Raw genomic sequence first — 14,371 nt, 5'->3', positions numbered from 1 at the left:
AAATATGCTTGCCAACCAGAATCATATTTTGTTAACCATTTGCTGGCACCTTCATACAGAGGCAACGACGGTTCCGTGTGCCGCCTTGAGGGACATCTGGTCGGCTGCGGAAAGGGGATAAGAGATGCGCGTCCTTTTGATTGAAGACGACAGTGCTATCGCACAGAGCATTGAGCTGATGCTCAAGTCCGAGAGTTTCAATGTCTACACGACCGATCTGGGCGAGGAAGGCATCGATCTCGGCAAGCTTTATGATTACGACATAATCCTGCTGGATTTGAATCTGCCGGATATGTCTGGTTACGAAGTTCTTCGTACGTTGCGCCTTTCCAAGGTGAAGACGCCGATCCTGATCCTCTCCGGCATGGCCGGCATTGAGGACAAGGTTCGCGGCCTTGGCTTCGGCGCTGACGACTACATGACCAAGCCTTTCCATAAGGATGAGCTGATTGCGCGTATTCATGCGATCGTTCGTCGCTCGAAGGGCCATGCACAGTCGGTCATCACCACGGGTGATCTGATCGTTAATCTGGACGCCAAGACGGTGGAAGTTTCCGGCCAGCGCGTTCACCTGACGGGCAAGGAATATCAGATGCTCGAGCTTCTGAGCTTGCGCAAGGGTACGACGCTCACCAAGGAAATGTTCCTCAACCACCTTTATGGCGGTATGGACGAGCCGGAACTGAAGATCATCGACGTCTTCATCTGCAAGCTGCGTAAGAAGCTTGATGCGGTTTCCGGCAGCCAGAGCTACATTGAAACTGTCTGGGGCCGCGGCTATGTGCTGCGCGAGCCCGATGCTGAACTGCGCGAAAGCGCCTGATCGGTCGGAACAATACGGTCATTGAATGAAAGCTCCGCTTCGGCGGGGCTTTTTGCTTTGGTCCTAGAGTATCCCGCCGTCTTATCGTGGTGTTTCGCTAACCATTGGGCGCGGGCGCTTCTGTTGTTCGGCGCTCATCAGGGCGGCGAATTGCTCGGTGAGATAGGCGCGGTCGAAGGGCTTCAATATATAGCCATCCGCGCCGGAGCGTTTGGCGCGCATGATGCGCGTGACGTCGAGCTCGTAGAGGCAAACGATAATGCGCGGATGCTGGCCATCGGGCAGGGCGCGCAGTTCCGGGATGACTTCAAGAGCGGTCATGTCCGGCAGGTCGAAGTCGAGGAGGACTATATCCGGCATGCGCGACGCGCAACTGTCGAGCGCGTCATGGCCGGTGGAGACTTCGGCAAATTCTGCGATGGAATCGGACAGGATACGGCGCGCGACCTTGCGGATGACGGATGAATCGTCAACCAGCAGGCAATAGCCGACCATTGCTTCGTCTCCCATCAACTTTCCCCCATAACGGCAACGAAAGCTACCGAAACACTCAGCCAAATATTGGCCTGCTGTCGCAACGCTAGAGGGAGCGCGGGCGAACCCGCGCTCCAAATCGTTTATTCGGCGGAGAATACGATATCTTCTGCCGTCGCGTGAATGGAAATCGTCATGCCGGCTTCTTCGGCGAGCAGCAGCGTATAATAAGGCTGGACGGAATGCGCGTCGATCGGCTCTTCCGGGGTGCTGCCGGAATGCAGCTCCAGGAATTTCGGCGGTACGCGCAGCATACGGCCCTTCACCGTGATCACAAAGCGCGGCTCGGTATCGCCGCCTTCCAGACGCACGGCCAGCGAGCCGCCACGCGGGATTGCGCCATTGGCGATCAGAAGCATGTTGAGCAGCAGCTTGACCTTATTCTTGGGCAGAAGCACGCGGGTGCCTTCCCAGGTCAGTTCCGGCTTCTCGTTTTTGAAATATTCTGTGGCGACGGTTTGCGCGTCGCCCGTGTCGATCTGCACGCCTGCCGAACCGGCGGCGCCAAAGGCGATGCGGGCAAACTGGAGACGAGCCGAGGCATTGCGTGCGCTCGACTTGATCAGCCCCATCGCATCTTCATCCGCGCCGCCTTCTTCCAGCAGTTCAAGACCGTTATTGATCGCGCCGACCGGCGAGATGATGTCATGACAGATCCTGCTGCACAGAAGCGCACCGAGGTCGAGAGCGGAAAGGGTAACGGGTAGTGGCATGGCGCTTTCTCCGGAACGCGGATGGACCCGGCTCCGCGGCGCTTCGGCCGGACGGTCGCGTCCTGATCGGTTAACGAAACCGCACGTAAGAGCTGTCGTCTGACGCGCGGCATGAGGGTGGGCGAATCGCCCCGAATGTCGGTTTAACTGGATACACGCCACACCCGAAAGCCGCAACAAAGCTGTCTTTTTTGAGATTGTGCATACGGGTCTGCTCATCGGCAGGAACAGGCGGCTTTTCGCCTTTGTAACGCCAATTTCGGCGCATAAAGGTTTGGACAATAAATTCGCGCTTACAATAGGCGCGATTCGACGCGAAAGCCCGGAAGAGGCGGCGTCGTGCTTTTAACAGGGCGTCAGACAGAGAAGCGGTAGCCAGAAGGAATTAAATATGGCCATACCATCCCTGTCGCAAACCAGGTTCCGCAATGCGGCGTATTTTATCGCGTTTCTTGCGGCACTGATTGTTTCCATCCTCGCTCTGCCGCATCAGGCACGGGCGCAAAACACCTATTCCGCCGAGGAAATCGTCGATTCCGGTCATCGGTTTTTCGGCTCGGCTTCGGGCGGACTTGCCAGCGCCGTCGAGAAAGCGTTCCAGAGCTTCGGCCTGCCGAACGGCTATGTTCTTGGCGAAGAAGGCTCCGGCGCTTTCATCGGCGGCCTGACCTATGGCGAAGGCACGCTTTATACGAAGAATGCCGGTGACCATAAGACCTACTGGCAAGGCCCTTCACTCGGCTGGGATTTCGGCGGTCAGGGCTCACGCGTTATGATGCTCGTCTATAATCTGGACGATATCCAGAACCTCTATGGCCGTTATGCGGGCGTCGCCGGTTCGGCTTATGTGGTCGCAGGCGTCGGGTTCAACGTGCTGAAGCGCCAGAACATCATGCTCGTACCGATCCGCACCGGTGTCGGTGCAAGGCTTGGCGTGAATATCGGCTATCTGAAGGTTTCCGCTGCCCCGACCTGGAACCCGTTCTAGGCCATTGTGAATCCTTGGTTGCGCGAAGGCTGTTCTGCACCTGGAATGTTTCGGTGCAAGAATGCCTTTTGCGCATTCCAGACCTATGCGCTACCATCTTTGATGGTTCTGTTTGGCTGCAAAAAGCTCAACTTCGTGTGAAACCTTGATCCAGTCGGCACTTTTCTTCCTGCTTGGCGTTCTTGTGACGGTTTTCGTCCTGATCCTGCTCGGACCATCGGTCTGGCGGCGCGCTTTCTTTCTGGCGCGACGGCAGGTTCAGGCCGAGCTGCCGATCACGCTTGCCGAAATCCGGGCTGATAAGGACGGTTTGCGCGCGGAATATGCCGTGGCCATCAGCAAGCTGGAGCAGCAATTGAAGCGGGAACGCCAGAAGGCTGCCGAGCAGGCGGTCGCGCTTGGGCGTCAATATGAAGAGCTGAAGCGCATTCCCTTGCTCGAGGAAAGTCAGTCCGCGATTGAGAAGAAACTAGCGGATCAGGATCAGGCTTTGTCGGAGGCCAAGTCGCTGCAGGAGACGGCGTCGGAAAAATCCCAAATCCTGCAAGCCGAGCTTGAACGCATTCAAAGCCATTACACCGCGCTGGAAGGACTTGCGGATACGCTGCGTATCGAGATAAGCGCTCATGAGGCCGAACGTGGCCGCTTGTCGAACGAGATGACCGAAATGCGCCGTGACCGTAAGGAAGCAACTGCCCGCTATAATGAGCTTTCAACGCAGCTCACCTCGGCGCAGACCGAATTGAAGAGCGAGAAACGCCGGAGCGGCGATTTGCAACAGAAGCTGGAAAAGCTGATTTCCGAACTGTCCGACGCACAGGAAAAGCTGGAGCGTTTTTCGCGCGGCGGTGCGGTGGCTCATGTGCTGTCCGATCAGGATCAAGCGGAAATCATGCGGCAGAATGCGGCGCTTCGCGAGGAAATGGCGGAGCTTGCTGCGCGTGTGGTTGCTGCTACCGCTGAAAAGGAAGGTCCCGACTCGCTTATCCACGGCATTCTGCAAGCCGCGGAAACGGCGGCGGGCGGCAAAGGCGCGAAGAACGGCAAGGCTGGTTCAAAGAGCCTCGCCAGCCGCATTCAGGAATTGCCCAAAGCCTGAACCCCGATCAAAGTATGATTTGGAAACACCGGCAGATGCGTCTCGCCGGGGCTTCCCTTATTTGCCGGGCTGTATCAGCCGTTGGTAATCACATCCGACCAGTCGGGGTGACGGGTCGCCTGGGCATGCATGAAGCTGCATTTCGGAATGATTTTCCAGCCATTGCGGCGGGCATCGAGAATGGCGTTCTTGGCCAGTGCCTGTGCGGCACCCTTGCCGCGCATGGCCTCCGGCACGCGGGTATGATCGACGGAAATGAGCGAAGGCCCCAGCTTGGTGTAGGTCATTTCGGCTTCGCTGCCATCCAGCGACGCCACATAGCGCCCGCCATCGGAACTGTCTTCCTTGCGAATGTCGATATTTCCGCTCATGCCATCCTCCAGTGTGAACACATATAGTTTTCAACATAGGAATGAATTGCGCAAACAAAAACCGGCCCCGAGGGCCGGTTTTCAATTTGTCAGATCAATGGGCTGAATCGGTCGAATGATTGAACGACTGTTCAACCCGACACGATCCATCAGTGCCGATATTGCTGAATTCTGGTCGTCCGGAGACCGGCGAGACCATGCTCATCGATCGAGGACTGCCAGCCAAGGAACTCTTCCACCGTCAATGTGTAACGCTGGCATGCCTCCTCAAGGCTCAGAAGTCCGCCGCGAACTGCAGCGACAACTTCGGCCTTGCGGCGGATGACCCAGCGCCTTGTATTGGCGGGGGGAAGGTCCGCAATGGTCAGCGGGCTGCCATCGGGACCAATTACATACTTTATACGCGGTCTTACCAGATCGGTCATTGTACTCTCTACACAACACTCAAGGACCTAATCGAGTGTGAGACTAGCGCCACAGCTTTAAAAATTACCTAAACTGCCGGTAACACTCTGGTAACACTTGAAAAATTTTCGAAGAAAAATGAATAGCCCGACGACATTTGGGCGTTTTTCGATGAATTTCACGGCGAAGTGTGCGGGGGAGGTCGCAATTCGACCAATGTTTATTCTGCGACACCTTGGCAAATTGCCGCAGTTTCGCCTATATAGGCCTTAGAAATCTGAATTTTGAGAAGCAGGGCGCATGCCCGGAAGCTGGAATCAATCATGAGCCTGAACAGCCTCGATCTGCCGGGAAAGCCGGAAGACACGCGCGTTGTCGTCGCCATGTCGGGCGGCGTCGATTCATCTGTTGTGGCCGGGATTCTCAAACGTGAAGGTTACGACGTCGTCGGCGTGACGCTGCAGCTTTATGATCATGGCGCAGCGGTTCATCGCGCCGGCTCCTGTTGTGCAGGACAGGATATTGAAGACGCCCGCCGCGTTTCGGAAAGCCTCGGCATTCCCCATTACGTCCTCGATTACGAAGCGCGTTTCCGCGAAGCGGTGATCGATCCGTTTGCGAATTCCTATGTCAGCGGCGAGACGCCAATCCCATGCGTTTCCTGCAACCAAACCGTTAAGTTTGCCGATCTGCTCCAGACCGCACGCGATCTTGGCGCGGATGCTCTGGCGACCGGTCACTATATTCGCAGCCGTGCCAATGGTGCGCATCGCTCGCTCTATCGTCCGGTCGATACCGACCGTGACCAGAGCTATTTCCTTTTCGCCACCACGCAGGAGCAGATCGACTATCTGCGCTTCCCGCTTGGCCATCTGCCAAAGGCGCAGGTGCGTGAAATCGCCGAGGAAATGGGCCTGACGGTCGCCAAGAAGCAGGATAGCCAGGATATCTGCTTCGTGCCGCAAGGCAAATATTCCGACATTATCTCCCGGCTGAAGCCGGAAGCCGCCAATCCGGGCGACATCGTTCATATCGACGGTCGTACGCTTGGCCGTCACGACGGCATCGTGCATTACACGGTCGGCCAGCGCCGCGGTATCGGCGTGGCCACCGGCGAGCCGCTCTATGTCGTGCATCTCGATGCCGCCAATGCGCGCGTCATCGTCGGCCCGCGTGAGGCGCTGGAAACGCACAAGGTGTTCCTGCGCGATATCAACTGGCTCGGCGACGGCCCGATCAGCGATCTGCCGGAAAGCGGATTGGAAGTTTTCGCGAAGGTTCGCTCCACGCGTCCACCGCGTCCGGCCGTTCTTCGTCATGCTGATGGCAAGACCTGGGTTGAACTGGTGGATGGCGAAAGCGGTATCGCGCCCGGACAGGCCTGCGTGCTTTACTCCGACGAGAGCAATACGGCACGCGTTTTCGGCGGCGGTTTCATCGGTCGTTCCGAACGCGAACCACAGGCAGAAGAAATGCTGCGCCGTCTGGTGGCTGGCACAGCAAACGCTTCGGCAGCCTGAGCCGATTTTCAAAAGCGATTGTAAAAACTTTAAGGCGGGTGTGAAAGCACCCGCCTGTTTCTTTGCGCGAGACTTATTGAAAGCGGCTGAAACGCGACAGGGCAATGCCGGAAGCGGTGGCGACATTCAGGCTGTCGAACTCCTTCGACATGGGAATGCGGGCCGTCTGCAGCCGCTCCAGAAGCCGTTGCGGCAGTCCTTCGCCTTCTGTGCCGAGCAGCAGCGCTTGGCGATCATGCCCGGTTGCCTGATAGATGCTGGTTTCCGATGATGGGCTGAGCGCCAGCACGTTGAAATTTGCATCCTGCAAGGCGGCGAGAATCTCGTCGATGCGACCGCCATGGAAATAAGGAACTTTCAGCGTCGCGCCGACAGAGACGCGAATGGCCTTGCGATAAAGCGGATCGCAGCAGGTTTCGTCCATCAACACGCAATCGGCCTCGAAGGCGGCAGCGTTGCGGAAAATGGAACCGACATTGTCGTGATTGGATATGCCGCACAGCACTGTGACGAGCGACTGTTGCGGGAGCGCGGCCAGCAAGTCGGCGAGTTCCGGCTGGGGTTTGCGCCGTCCGACGGCAAGAATGCCACGGTGAACGTGAAAGCCAGCAACGGCATCCATGACGGTCTGTGGCACGCTATAGACCGGGGTGCCCGCAGGGATTTGTTTCAGCTGTTCTGTCAGTCCGTCGAGACGATTTTCCAGCACGAGCAACGATTCTGTCTCAAAGCGCGCGGTGGAAGAAAACAGCACATTGATGACGACTTTGCCCTCGGCGATGAAACGCTTTTGGCGTCCGACGAGGTCTTTTTCGCGAATGTCACGATAGGGGGAAAGGCGGTCGTCGTCCGGGTCGCTGATGCGCTGGAGACAGCCGTGCAAATGATCTTCTGATTTCATCGCACGGCTGTAACCTCATGCTCAGGCGATGGCTAGTACCGGCTGTTCCTGCCGGCGTGGTGTCGGACTCATATAGAGACTTGAGAGCGTCGACAACATCAACTCGATATGCGGTGACGAAACCATATAGTAGATGGTTTGGGCATCGCGTCGGGTCGAAACGAGGTCGAGAGCCCGCAATTTGGCCAAATGCTGCGACAAGGCCGACTGACTGAGGTCAATGGCTTTGGCGAGCGCGCCAACAGACATTTCATTGTGTAGCAGCTTGCATAAAATCAAAAGTCGCTTGTTGTTTGCGAGTGCTGAAAGAAAATCTGCTGCCTGATCTGCATTTTCTGTTAAATCACAAAAAGTATGTTCTTTAGTCATCTGCTGTCATACCCCCGTAAGACCGCTGGTAGGTTCAAATGACGTTTCCATTTTGGAACACGCAGGTCAAATTTAATGGCTGTTATTTCGTTTGAAAAGGCCTTGCTTAAATTCGCCCCTGTTTAAATCGCGCAAATTTGTCCCAAAAAGAGCATGAATCCGTTTCAGTGGGCCGAGGGGGTCATTTTTAGCAGTTCTGCGCGCACTTCGGTTGCGCTGGCGCAGCTCCGCGAGAAGGGGAGTCGCAGGATCTCATTGCCAGCGGCAATATCGAGACCGTCGGGGTCCAGTCCCACCGCTTTCAATGGTCTGTCCGCTATGCCGGTCATCTGGCTGACGCGGGCAGCGAGCGAATCTTCTCCGTCTTCTTTGATGCTATCAAGAATGCCCTGTTCTTTGGGAGCTAGACTTTCGGCGATAGTGGCGGGACAGATCAGGTCTTCCGTTACGAGGATGAAGGCTTTGCCGAAGCCGCCGTTCAGGCTGGCGCCAAGGACATTCATGCGGAAGAACGCAAAGTCGCCAAGGTCGACATAAAGCGCGCCTTTGGGATTGTGGTTCAGATAGCGGCGGCGAATGCGTGGATAATCCCCCGCTGTTCGCTTAACTTTCGCTGCATCGCAATGCAGCGTGATGCGCGGATGGGCAAGCGGATCACCCTTGCCCGGTTCGCCAAGCAATAGCGAACAGGCGGGATTGGCAAGAAGGCCTGGCGTATGCGCGGCCAGCCCCGAAATCAGAATGAGCGGCGTTCCGTCCATGTCGGTCGCAACCGCGACGCGGCTGGCCAGCGGACGTCCGGTTTTGGCATCCAGCACGGCCAGCGCACCATAGCGCGCCGTACGCATCAGCGTCTTTGCCAGTTGAATGGCTTCCGGGGTCGTCGGTCTTATGGGAGAATCAATTGGCTCTTCGGTCTGGTTCATTGCGCCGCCATAAACATGAGTATGATAATCCGGTATTAGCGGAGTTTTGCGCAAGGGAACAGAGGCCATGCACGGATATTGCCCGCCATTTCAGCGATTCCAACAGCACGGTGCAACTCATGCGCGACGTTATGCGAAAAATTGCGCAAATAATATTATGATTTCACTGCCTTTAGCGCAATATTCCGCAATATTGCGATTTGAAGAAATTAAAATCTAAAAATAGGGGTGGTAAACGCATAAGAATGTGAACTGGTTCTAACAATTGCGCTTGCAAAGTGGGGAACCAAGCGTTTCGATAGGCCAGGCTGCGGGCAATGGGGCGCGCGCGGCACACTTTTCCGTGGAGGCGGACAATAAATGAAAATGTACAAAACACTCCTGGCTGCAACCGCGCTGGTGGCTCTCATGAGCGGTGCTGCATCTGCCAAGACACTCGTTTACTGCTCGCCGGCTTCGCCTGAGGGCTTTGATCCGGCTGCCTATACGGGCGGGGATACGTTTGATGCTTCGTCGCGCACGGCTTATGACCGTCTGGTCGAGTTCAAGCATGGCGAAACAACGATTGAACCAGGTCTTGCTGAGAGCTGGGAAGTTTCGAAGGACGGCCTCGAATACACCTTCCACCTGCGCAAGGGTGTGAAGTTCCAGACAACCGACTTTTTCACGCCGACGCGCGAATTCAACGCCGATGACGTGATTTTCTCGTTCGAGCGTCAGGCCAAGAAGGACAATCCCTGGCACGAATATACCGCCGGTATTTCCTATGAATATTTCGACAGCATGGAATTCCCGACGCTGATCAAGGAGATCAAGCGTGTGGACGACCATACGGTTACCTTCGTGCTGAGCCGTCCGGAAGCGCCGTTCCTCGCCGATCTGGCCATGGATTTTGCGTCCATCCTGTCGAAGGAATATGCTGACAAGCTTCAGGCCGACAAGAAGATGGACGATCTCAACCAGTTCCCGCTCGGAACCGGACCGTTTACTTTCGTCGCCTACCAGAAGGACGCTGTGATCCGCTACAAGGCCAACCCGGACTATTGGGGCGGCAAGGAAAAGATCGACGATCTCGTTTTCGCGATCACCACCGATCCTGCTGTGCGCGCGCAGAAGCTGAAGGCTGGCGAATGCCACATAATGTCCTATCCGGCTCCGGCGGACATCGAAGGGCTCAAGGCCGATTCCAACCTCAAGGTTGACGAACAGCCAGGCCTGAACGTTGCCTATCTTGCCTACAACACGCTGGTCGCTCCGTTCGACAAGCCTGAAGTGCGCAAGGCGCTGAACCAGGCCATCAACAAGAAGGCCATTGTCGACGCTGTGTTCCAGGGTTCGGGCGAAGTTGCCAAGAACCCGATCCCGCCGACGATGTGGGGCTATAACAACGACGTCAAGGACGACGAGTACAACCCTGATGCCGCCAAGAAGGCGCTTGAAGCTGCTGGCGTCAAAGACCTGAAGATGAAGGTCTGGGCAATGCCGGTCAGCCGTCCGTACATGCCGAATGCCCGCCGCGTGGCCGAACTGATCCAGTCGGACTTCGCAAAGGTTGGCGTTGGCGTCGATATCGTTTCGATGGAATGGGGTGAATACCTCAAGAAGTCGTCCGACAAGGACCGTGACGGTGCTGCCATCATGGGCTGGACCGGTGACAATGGCGATCCGGACAACTTCCTCGGCGTTCTGCTCGGCTGCTCGGGCGTTGGCAACAACAACCGCGCCCAGTGGTGCTACAAGCCGTTCGAAGACCTGATCCAGAAGGCCAAGGTCACCGCCGATCAGGCCGAACGCGCCAAGCTCTATGAACAGGCACAGGTCATCTTCAAGGAGCAGGCTCCTTGGGCAACTCTCGACCACTCGACTGTCTTCATGCCGATGTCCTCCAAGGTCTCCGGCTACAAGATGGACCCGGTGGGCATCCATCGCTTCACCGGCGTTGATATCGCAGAGTAATTCGTCTCAACACCAGCGGCCGGGAGCGGAGGGATCAACCCTCCGCTCCCGGTCGGAGTTTATTCTATGTTCCGTTTTTTTCTGAATAAGTTGGCCTATCTGGTGCCGACTTTCATCGGGATCACCATCGTCGCCTTCGGTTTCGTGCGCGTGCTGCCGGGCGATCCAGTGCTGTTGATGGCCGGTGAACGTGGTGTCAGTCCCGAGCGTCATGCCGAGCTTATGGCGCAATTCGGTTTCGACCGTCCGCTCTGGCAGCAATATCTCGACTATGTCTGGAACCTGCTGCATGGCGATTTCGGCCTTTCGATCGTCACCAAGAAGCCGGTCCTGACCGAGTTCTTTTCGCTCTTCCCGGCCACCGTGGAATTGAGCGTTTGCGCAATCATTCTGGCCGTGGTGATCGGTATTCCGGCAGGCGTTGTCGCAGCCGTCAAGCGCGGGTCGTGGTTCGACCAGTCGCTGATGGGTGTCGCCCTGGTCGGTTATTCCATGCCGATTTTCTGGTGGGGCCTGCTCCTCATCATTTTCTTCTCGAATTATCTGCAGCTGACCCCGGTATCGGGCCGTATTTCGCTGCTGTATTTTTTCCCACCCGTCACCGGCTTCATGCTGATCGACAGCCTTTTGTCGGGACAGAAGGGGGCTTTTGCTTCGGCTGCCTCGCATCTCATCCTGCCGACCATCGTGCTGGCGACCATTCCGCTTGCCGTCATCGCGCGCCAGACCCGTTCGGCCATGCTGGAAGTTTTGGGCGAGGATTATGTGCGCACGGCGCGCGCCAAGGGCCTGCCGACCCGGCGGGTCGTCGGACTGCACGCGCTTCGCAACGCGCTCATCCCGGTGATCACGACCATCGGCCTGCAGGTTGGCGTATTGCTGGCCGGCGCAATCCTGACGGAAACGATCTTTTCCTGGCCGGGCATCGGCAAGTGGATGCTCGATTCGATCTCTCGCCGCGACTATCCGGTCGTGCAAGGCGGACTTCTTCTGATCGCGGGGCTTGTCATGGCAGTCAATCTGATTGTCGATCTGCTCTATGGTCTGGTCAATCCGCGTATCCGGCACAGGTGAGGTTCCAATGAGCAATGTAACAAACACACCCGTCGCCGCAGATACCGCCACGCCCGGCGTCAGCCGCATGGCGATGCTGAAGGACTTCTGGTTTTATTTCAGCGTCAATCGTGGCGCGGTCATCGGCCTCTGGGTTTTCATCGCCATCGTCCTGATGGCCATTTTCGCGCCGCTGATTGCGCCGCATGACCCAACGGAGCAGTTCCGCGAATTCTTCCTGAAGCCTCCGGCATGGCAGGAAGGCGGCTCGACGTCGTTTCTTCTCGGCACCGACGCCGTGGGCCGCGATATCCTGTCCCGCCTGATCTACGGCGCGCAATATTCGCTGCTGGTCGGCTTCGTGATCGTGGTGATCTCGATGTGCGTCGGCATCACGATTGGCGTGCTGGCCGGTTATCTGGGCGGGGCCGTGGATGCCGCTTTCATGCGCGTCATGGATATCATGCTGTCCTTCCCGTCGCTGCTTCTGGCGCTGGTGCTGGTGGCTATTCTCGGGCCGGGCCTGACGAATGCAGTCATCGCGATCACGCTGGTTCTGCTGCCGCACTTTTCGCGTCTCACGCGTGCTGCGGTGATGGCGGAAAAGGAACGGGAATATGTGACGGCTGCCAAGCTCGCCGGTGCTGGCAAGCTTCGTCTGATGTTCAAGACCGTGCTGCCGAACTGTCTGGCGCCGCTGGTCGTGCAGGCCACCATGTCGTTTTCCAACGCTATTCTCGAAGTGGCGGCGCTCGGCTTCCTGAACATGGGAGCACAGCCGCCGACGCCGGAATGGGGCACCATGCTTGCCGAAGCGCGGGAATTCATCACGCGCGCCTGGTGGGTCGTGACCTTCCCGGGTCTGGCAATCCTGATCACTGTTCTCGCCATCAACCTGATCGGCGACGGTCTGCGCGACGCGCTCGACCCGAAACTCAAGAGGAGCTGATCGATGGCTTTGCTTGAAATCAAGAACCTTACGGTTTCTTTCGATACCTCGACTGGTCCTTTCAAGGCGGTCGATGGCATTGATATCACGGTCGACAAGGGCGAAGTTCTGGCCATTGTGGGCGAGTCCGGTTCGGGCAAGTCGGTTGGCATGCTCGCGGTGATGGGTCTCCTGCCCAAGACCGCGACCGTGACGGCGGACAAGATGTCATTCGACGGCAAGGATTTGCGCACGCTTTCAAGTTCGGAGCGCCGCCAGATCATCGGTCGTGACATTTCGATGATCTTTCAGGAGCCGATTGCAAGCCTCAATCCGTGCTTCACGGTCGGCTACCAGCTGGAAGAAGTGCTCAAGCAGCATATGGGTATGAACGGGTCGGCGAGCCGCGCCCGCGCCATCGAGCTGCTGGAACTCGTCGGCATCCGCGATGCTGCTGAGCGTCTCGGCAGCTTCCCGCATCAGATGTCGGGCGGCCAGTGCCAGCGCGTCATGATCGCTATCGCGATTGCCTGCAATCCGAAGCTTCTGATCGCCGACGAGCCGACCACGGCTCTCGACGTGACGATCCAGAAGCAGATCCTCGATCTCCTGATGCGGCTTCAGGTGGAGCATGGCATGGGCCTGATCATGATCACCCACGATATGGGTGTCGTCGCCGAAACGGCGGATCGGGTCATCGTGCAGTATAAGGGCCACAAGATGGAAGACGCCGACGTGCTGTCGCTGTTCTCCGCGCCGAAAAGCCCTTACACCCGTGCGCTTCTGTCGGCTTTGCCGGAAAATGCGACCGGCGACCGTCTGCCGACGGTGTCCGATTTCGTCTTTGACAACAGCACTGCGGGAGAAGCGCGATGAGCGAGATCGTTCTCGAAGCGCGCGATATCAAGCGCGACTATCATGTCGGCGGCGGCCTGTTCGGCAAGTCGAAGGTGGTTCACGCCGTCAAGGGCGTCAGCTTCAAGCTCGAGAAGGGCAAGACGCTGGCAATCGTCGGCGAATCCGGTTGCGGCAAGTCCACGCTGGCGCGCATCCTGACCATGATCGATCCACAGACCTCCGGCGATCTGAAGATCGGCGGCAAGGAGGTGAACATCGCTCGTGACGGGCTGACGCCGGAAATGCGCCAGAAGGTGCAGATCGTGTTCCAGAACCCTTACGGTTCGCTCAATCCGCGCCAGAAGATCGGCGATGTGCTGGCCGAGCCGCTGCTGCTGAACACGACTATGTCGGCTGAAGAACGGCGCGCCAAGGCGATGCAGATGCTGTTGAAGGTTGGCCTCGGTCGTGAGCACTTCAACCGCTATCCGCATATGTTCTCCGGCGGCCAGCGCCAGCGTATCGCCATTGCGCGCGCGCTGATGCTCAATCCGAAGCTGCTGATTCTCGACGAGCCGGTTTCCGCGCTCGATCTGTCGGTGCAGGCGCAGGTTCTCAACCTGTTGTCCGACCTGCAGGAAGAGTTCGGCCTCACCTATGTCTTCATCAGCCACGACCTTTCGGTGGTGCGCTATATAGCCGATGAGGTGATGGTGATGTATTTCGGTGAGGTGGTTGAATACGGGTCGCGTGACGACGTGTTCAACAATCCGCAGCACGATTATACGAAGAAGCTGTTTGCCGCGACGCCGCGTGCGGATGTCGATGCCATTCGCGCCCGCGTGGAGGCGCGTGCCGCCGCTCGACAGGCAGCCCAGGCTTAATCGAATATCGACCTGAAATGAAAACGCCGCCGTTTAGAGCGTCGACCTGATTTTATCAGGTCGA

The 14,371-nt window shown here is 57.4% G+C and carries 16 protein-coding genes; 9 read left to right on the top strand and 7 right to left on the bottom strand.

Going from position 1 to position 14,371, the window contains the following annotated elements; genetic code table 11:
- The first annotated feature begins 124 nt into the window (after window positions 1-124).
- Window positions 125-823: a response regulator transcription factor CtrA gene (gene ctrA / locus JAU75_RS15595; protein ID WP_078338799.1), complete on the top strand. Its 699-nt coding sequence runs from the start codon at window positions 125-127 to the stop codon at window positions 821-823.
- Window positions 824-904: 81 nt separating this feature from the next.
- Here the strand turns inward: ctrA and JAU75_RS15590 are convergent, their stop codons facing one another.
- Both JAU75_RS15590 and chpT read right to left on the bottom strand, forming a co-directional pair.
- Window positions 905-1,333, bottom strand: coding sequence for a response regulator (locus tag JAU75_RS15590; protein WP_199057405.1), 429 nt, complete (start codon window positions 1,331-1,333; stop codon window positions 905-907).
- 107 nt (window positions 1,334-1,440) lie between these two features.
- Window positions 1,441-2,070, bottom strand: coding sequence for a histidine phosphotransferase ChpT (gene chpT, locus JAU75_RS15585; protein ID WP_199057404.1), 630 nt, complete (start codon window positions 2,068-2,070; stop codon window positions 1,441-1,443).
- Between the two features lie 391 nt (window positions 2,071-2,461).
- On the opposite strand from chpT, the gene JAU75_RS15580 reads away from it, so the two are divergent.
- On the top strand, window positions 2,462-3,058 hold the full coding sequence (locus JAU75_RS15580) for a DUF1134 domain-containing protein (protein WP_199057403.1): 597 nt from the start codon (window positions 2,462-2,464) through the stop codon (window positions 3,056-3,058).
- A 169-nt stretch (window positions 3,059-3,227) separates the two neighbouring features.
- A complete protein-coding gene (locus JAU75_RS15575; protein WP_199057475.1) occupies window positions 3,228-4,157 on the top strand; it encodes a hypothetical protein in 930 nt (309 codons plus the stop codon).
- Window positions 4,158-4,231: 74 nt separating this feature from the next.
- On the opposite strand, the gene JAU75_RS15570 is transcribed toward JAU75_RS15575, so the two are convergent.
- Together JAU75_RS15570 and JAU75_RS15565 are read right to left on the bottom strand one after the other, a co-directional pair.
- The gene (locus JAU75_RS15570) at window positions 4,232-4,528 is read right to left on the bottom strand and encodes a GNAT family N-acetyltransferase (RefSeq protein WP_199057402.1); all 297 of its coding nucleotides are present in this window, start codon (window positions 4,526-4,528) and stop codon (window positions 4,232-4,234) included.
- 149 nt (window positions 4,529-4,677) lie between these two features.
- Entirely contained in the window at window positions 4,678-4,953 is a 276-nt protein-coding gene (locus JAU75_RS15565; RefSeq protein ID WP_010659559.1) for a DUF1153 domain-containing protein, read from the bottom strand.
- Window positions 4,954-5,256: 303 nt separating this feature from the next.
- Between JAU75_RS15565 and mnmA the strand changes: the two genes are divergently transcribed.
- The gene (gene mnmA / locus JAU75_RS15560; protein ID WP_199057401.1) at window positions 5,257-6,453 is read left to right on the top strand and encodes a tRNA 2-thiouridine(34) synthase MnmA; all 1,197 of its coding nucleotides are present in this window, start codon (window positions 5,257-5,259) and stop codon (window positions 6,451-6,453) included.
- A 73-nt stretch (window positions 6,454-6,526) separates the two neighbouring features.
- Here the strand turns inward: mnmA and JAU75_RS15555 are convergent, their stop codons facing one another.
- The 3 genes from JAU75_RS15555 to JAU75_RS15545 all read right to left on the bottom strand — a co-directional run bounded on the left by JAU75_RS15555 (window position 6,527) and on the right by JAU75_RS15545 (window position 8,649).
- Window positions 6,527-7,354 (bottom strand): RNA methyltransferase, encoded by an 828-nt coding sequence (locus JAU75_RS15555; protein WP_199057400.1) that lies wholly within the window; start codon window positions 7,352-7,354, stop codon window positions 6,527-6,529.
- A gap of 21 nt (window positions 7,355-7,375) precedes the next feature.
- Entirely contained in the window at window positions 7,376-7,723 is a 348-nt protein-coding gene (locus JAU75_RS15550; RefSeq protein ID WP_199057399.1) for a metalloregulator ArsR/SmtB family transcription factor, read from the bottom strand.
- Between the two features lie 164 nt (window positions 7,724-7,887).
- A complete protein-coding gene (locus tag JAU75_RS15545) occupies window positions 7,888-8,649 on the bottom strand; it encodes a pyridoxamine 5'-phosphate oxidase family protein (RefSeq protein WP_199057398.1) in 762 nt (253 codons plus the stop codon).
- A 360-nt stretch (window positions 8,650-9,009) separates the two neighbouring features.
- Here JAU75_RS15545 and JAU75_RS15540 point away from each other — a divergent pair, with 360 nt between their 5' ends.
- From JAU75_RS15540 to JAU75_RS15520, 5 genes are all read left to right on the top strand, one after another.
- Window positions 9,010-10,605 (top strand): ABC transporter substrate-binding protein, encoded by a 1,596-nt coding sequence (locus JAU75_RS15540; protein WP_199057397.1) that lies wholly within the window; start codon window positions 9,010-9,012, stop codon window positions 10,603-10,605.
- A gap of 66 nt (window positions 10,606-10,671) precedes the next feature.
- Window positions 10,672-11,679, top strand: coding sequence for an ABC transporter permease subunit (locus tag JAU75_RS15535; RefSeq protein WP_199057396.1), 1,008 nt, complete (start codon window positions 10,672-10,674; stop codon window positions 11,677-11,679).
- Between the two features lie 67 nt (window positions 11,680-11,746).
- Entirely contained in the window at window positions 11,747-12,607 is an 861-nt protein-coding gene (locus JAU75_RS15530; protein ID WP_199057474.1) for an ABC transporter permease subunit, read from the top strand.
- Window positions 12,608-12,610: 3 nt separating this feature from the next.
- Entirely contained in the window at window positions 12,611-13,462 is an 852-nt protein-coding gene (locus tag JAU75_RS15525; protein ID WP_199057395.1) for an ABC transporter ATP-binding protein, read from the top strand.
- Window positions 13,459-14,307, top strand: a complete 849-nt coding sequence (locus JAU75_RS15520; RefSeq protein WP_199057394.1) for a dipeptide ABC transporter ATP-binding protein — start codon at window positions 13,459-13,461, stop codon at window positions 14,305-14,307. The genes JAU75_RS15525 and JAU75_RS15520 overlap by 4 nt, the downstream gene beginning before the upstream one ends.
- The last annotated feature ends 64 nt before the right edge of the window (window positions 14,308-14,371 follow it).

The organism is Ochrobactrum sp. Q0168 (genome assembly GCF_016427605.1).
Lineage (GTDB): Bacteria > Pseudomonadota > Alphaproteobacteria > Rhizobiales > Rhizobiaceae > Brucella.
The sequence above is the reverse complement of the archived record's forward strand: the minus strand, read 5'-3'. Positions and strand labels throughout refer to the sequence as shown.

Excerpts from the sequence above, each read along its gene's own strand:
- chpT (WP_199057404.1), bottom strand. The coding sequence starts at position 2,070 with ATGCCACTACCCGTTACCCTTTCCGCTCTCGACCTCGGTGCGCTTCTG.
- JAU75_RS15550 (WP_199057399.1), bottom strand. The coding sequence starts at position 7,723 with ATGACTAAAGAACATACTTTTTGTGATTTAACAGAAAATGCAGATCAG.
- JAU75_RS15530 (WP_199057474.1), top strand. The coding sequence starts at position 11,747 with ATGGCGATGCTGAAGGACTTCTGGTTTTATTTCAGCGTCAATCGTGGC.
- JAU75_RS15545 (WP_199057398.1), bottom strand. The coding sequence starts at position 8,649 with ATGAACCAGACCGAAGAGCCAATTGATTCTCCCATAAGACCGACGACC.
- JAU75_RS15525 (WP_199057395.1), top strand. The coding sequence starts at position 12,611 with ATGGCTTTGCTTGAAATCAAGAACCTTACGGTTTCTTTCGATACCTCG.
- mnmA (WP_199057401.1), top strand. The coding sequence starts at position 5,257 with ATGAGCCTGAACAGCCTCGATCTGCCGGGAAAGCCGGAAGACACGCGC.
- JAU75_RS15520 (WP_199057394.1), top strand. The coding sequence starts at position 13,459 with ATGAGCGAGATCGTTCTCGAAGCGCGCGATATCAAGCGCGACTATCAT.
- JAU75_RS15580 (WP_199057403.1), top strand. The coding sequence starts at position 2,462 with ATGGCCATACCATCCCTGTCGCAAACCAGGTTCCGCAATGCGGCGTAT.
- JAU75_RS15555 (WP_199057400.1), bottom strand. The coding sequence starts at position 7,354 with ATGAAATCAGAAGATCATTTGCACGGCTGTCTCCAGCGCATCAGCGAC.
- JAU75_RS15565 (WP_010659559.1), bottom strand. The coding sequence starts at position 4,953 with ATGACCGATCTGGTAAGACCGCGTATAAAGTATGTAATTGGTCCCGAT.
- ctrA (WP_078338799.1), top strand. The coding sequence starts at position 125 with ATGCGCGTCCTTTTGATTGAAGACGACAGTGCTATCGCACAGAGCATT.
- JAU75_RS15570 (WP_199057402.1), bottom strand. The coding sequence starts at position 4,528 with ATGAGCGGAAATATCGACATTCGCAAGGAAGACAGTTCCGATGGCGGG.
- JAU75_RS15535 (WP_199057396.1), top strand. The coding sequence starts at position 10,672 with ATGTTCCGTTTTTTTCTGAATAAGTTGGCCTATCTGGTGCCGACTTTC.
- JAU75_RS15540 (WP_199057397.1), top strand. The coding sequence starts at position 9,010 with ATGAAAATGTACAAAACACTCCTGGCTGCAACCGCGCTGGTGGCTCTC.
- JAU75_RS15590 (WP_199057405.1), bottom strand. The coding sequence starts at position 1,333 with ATGGGAGACGAAGCAATGGTCGGCTATTGCCTGCTGGTTGACGATTCA.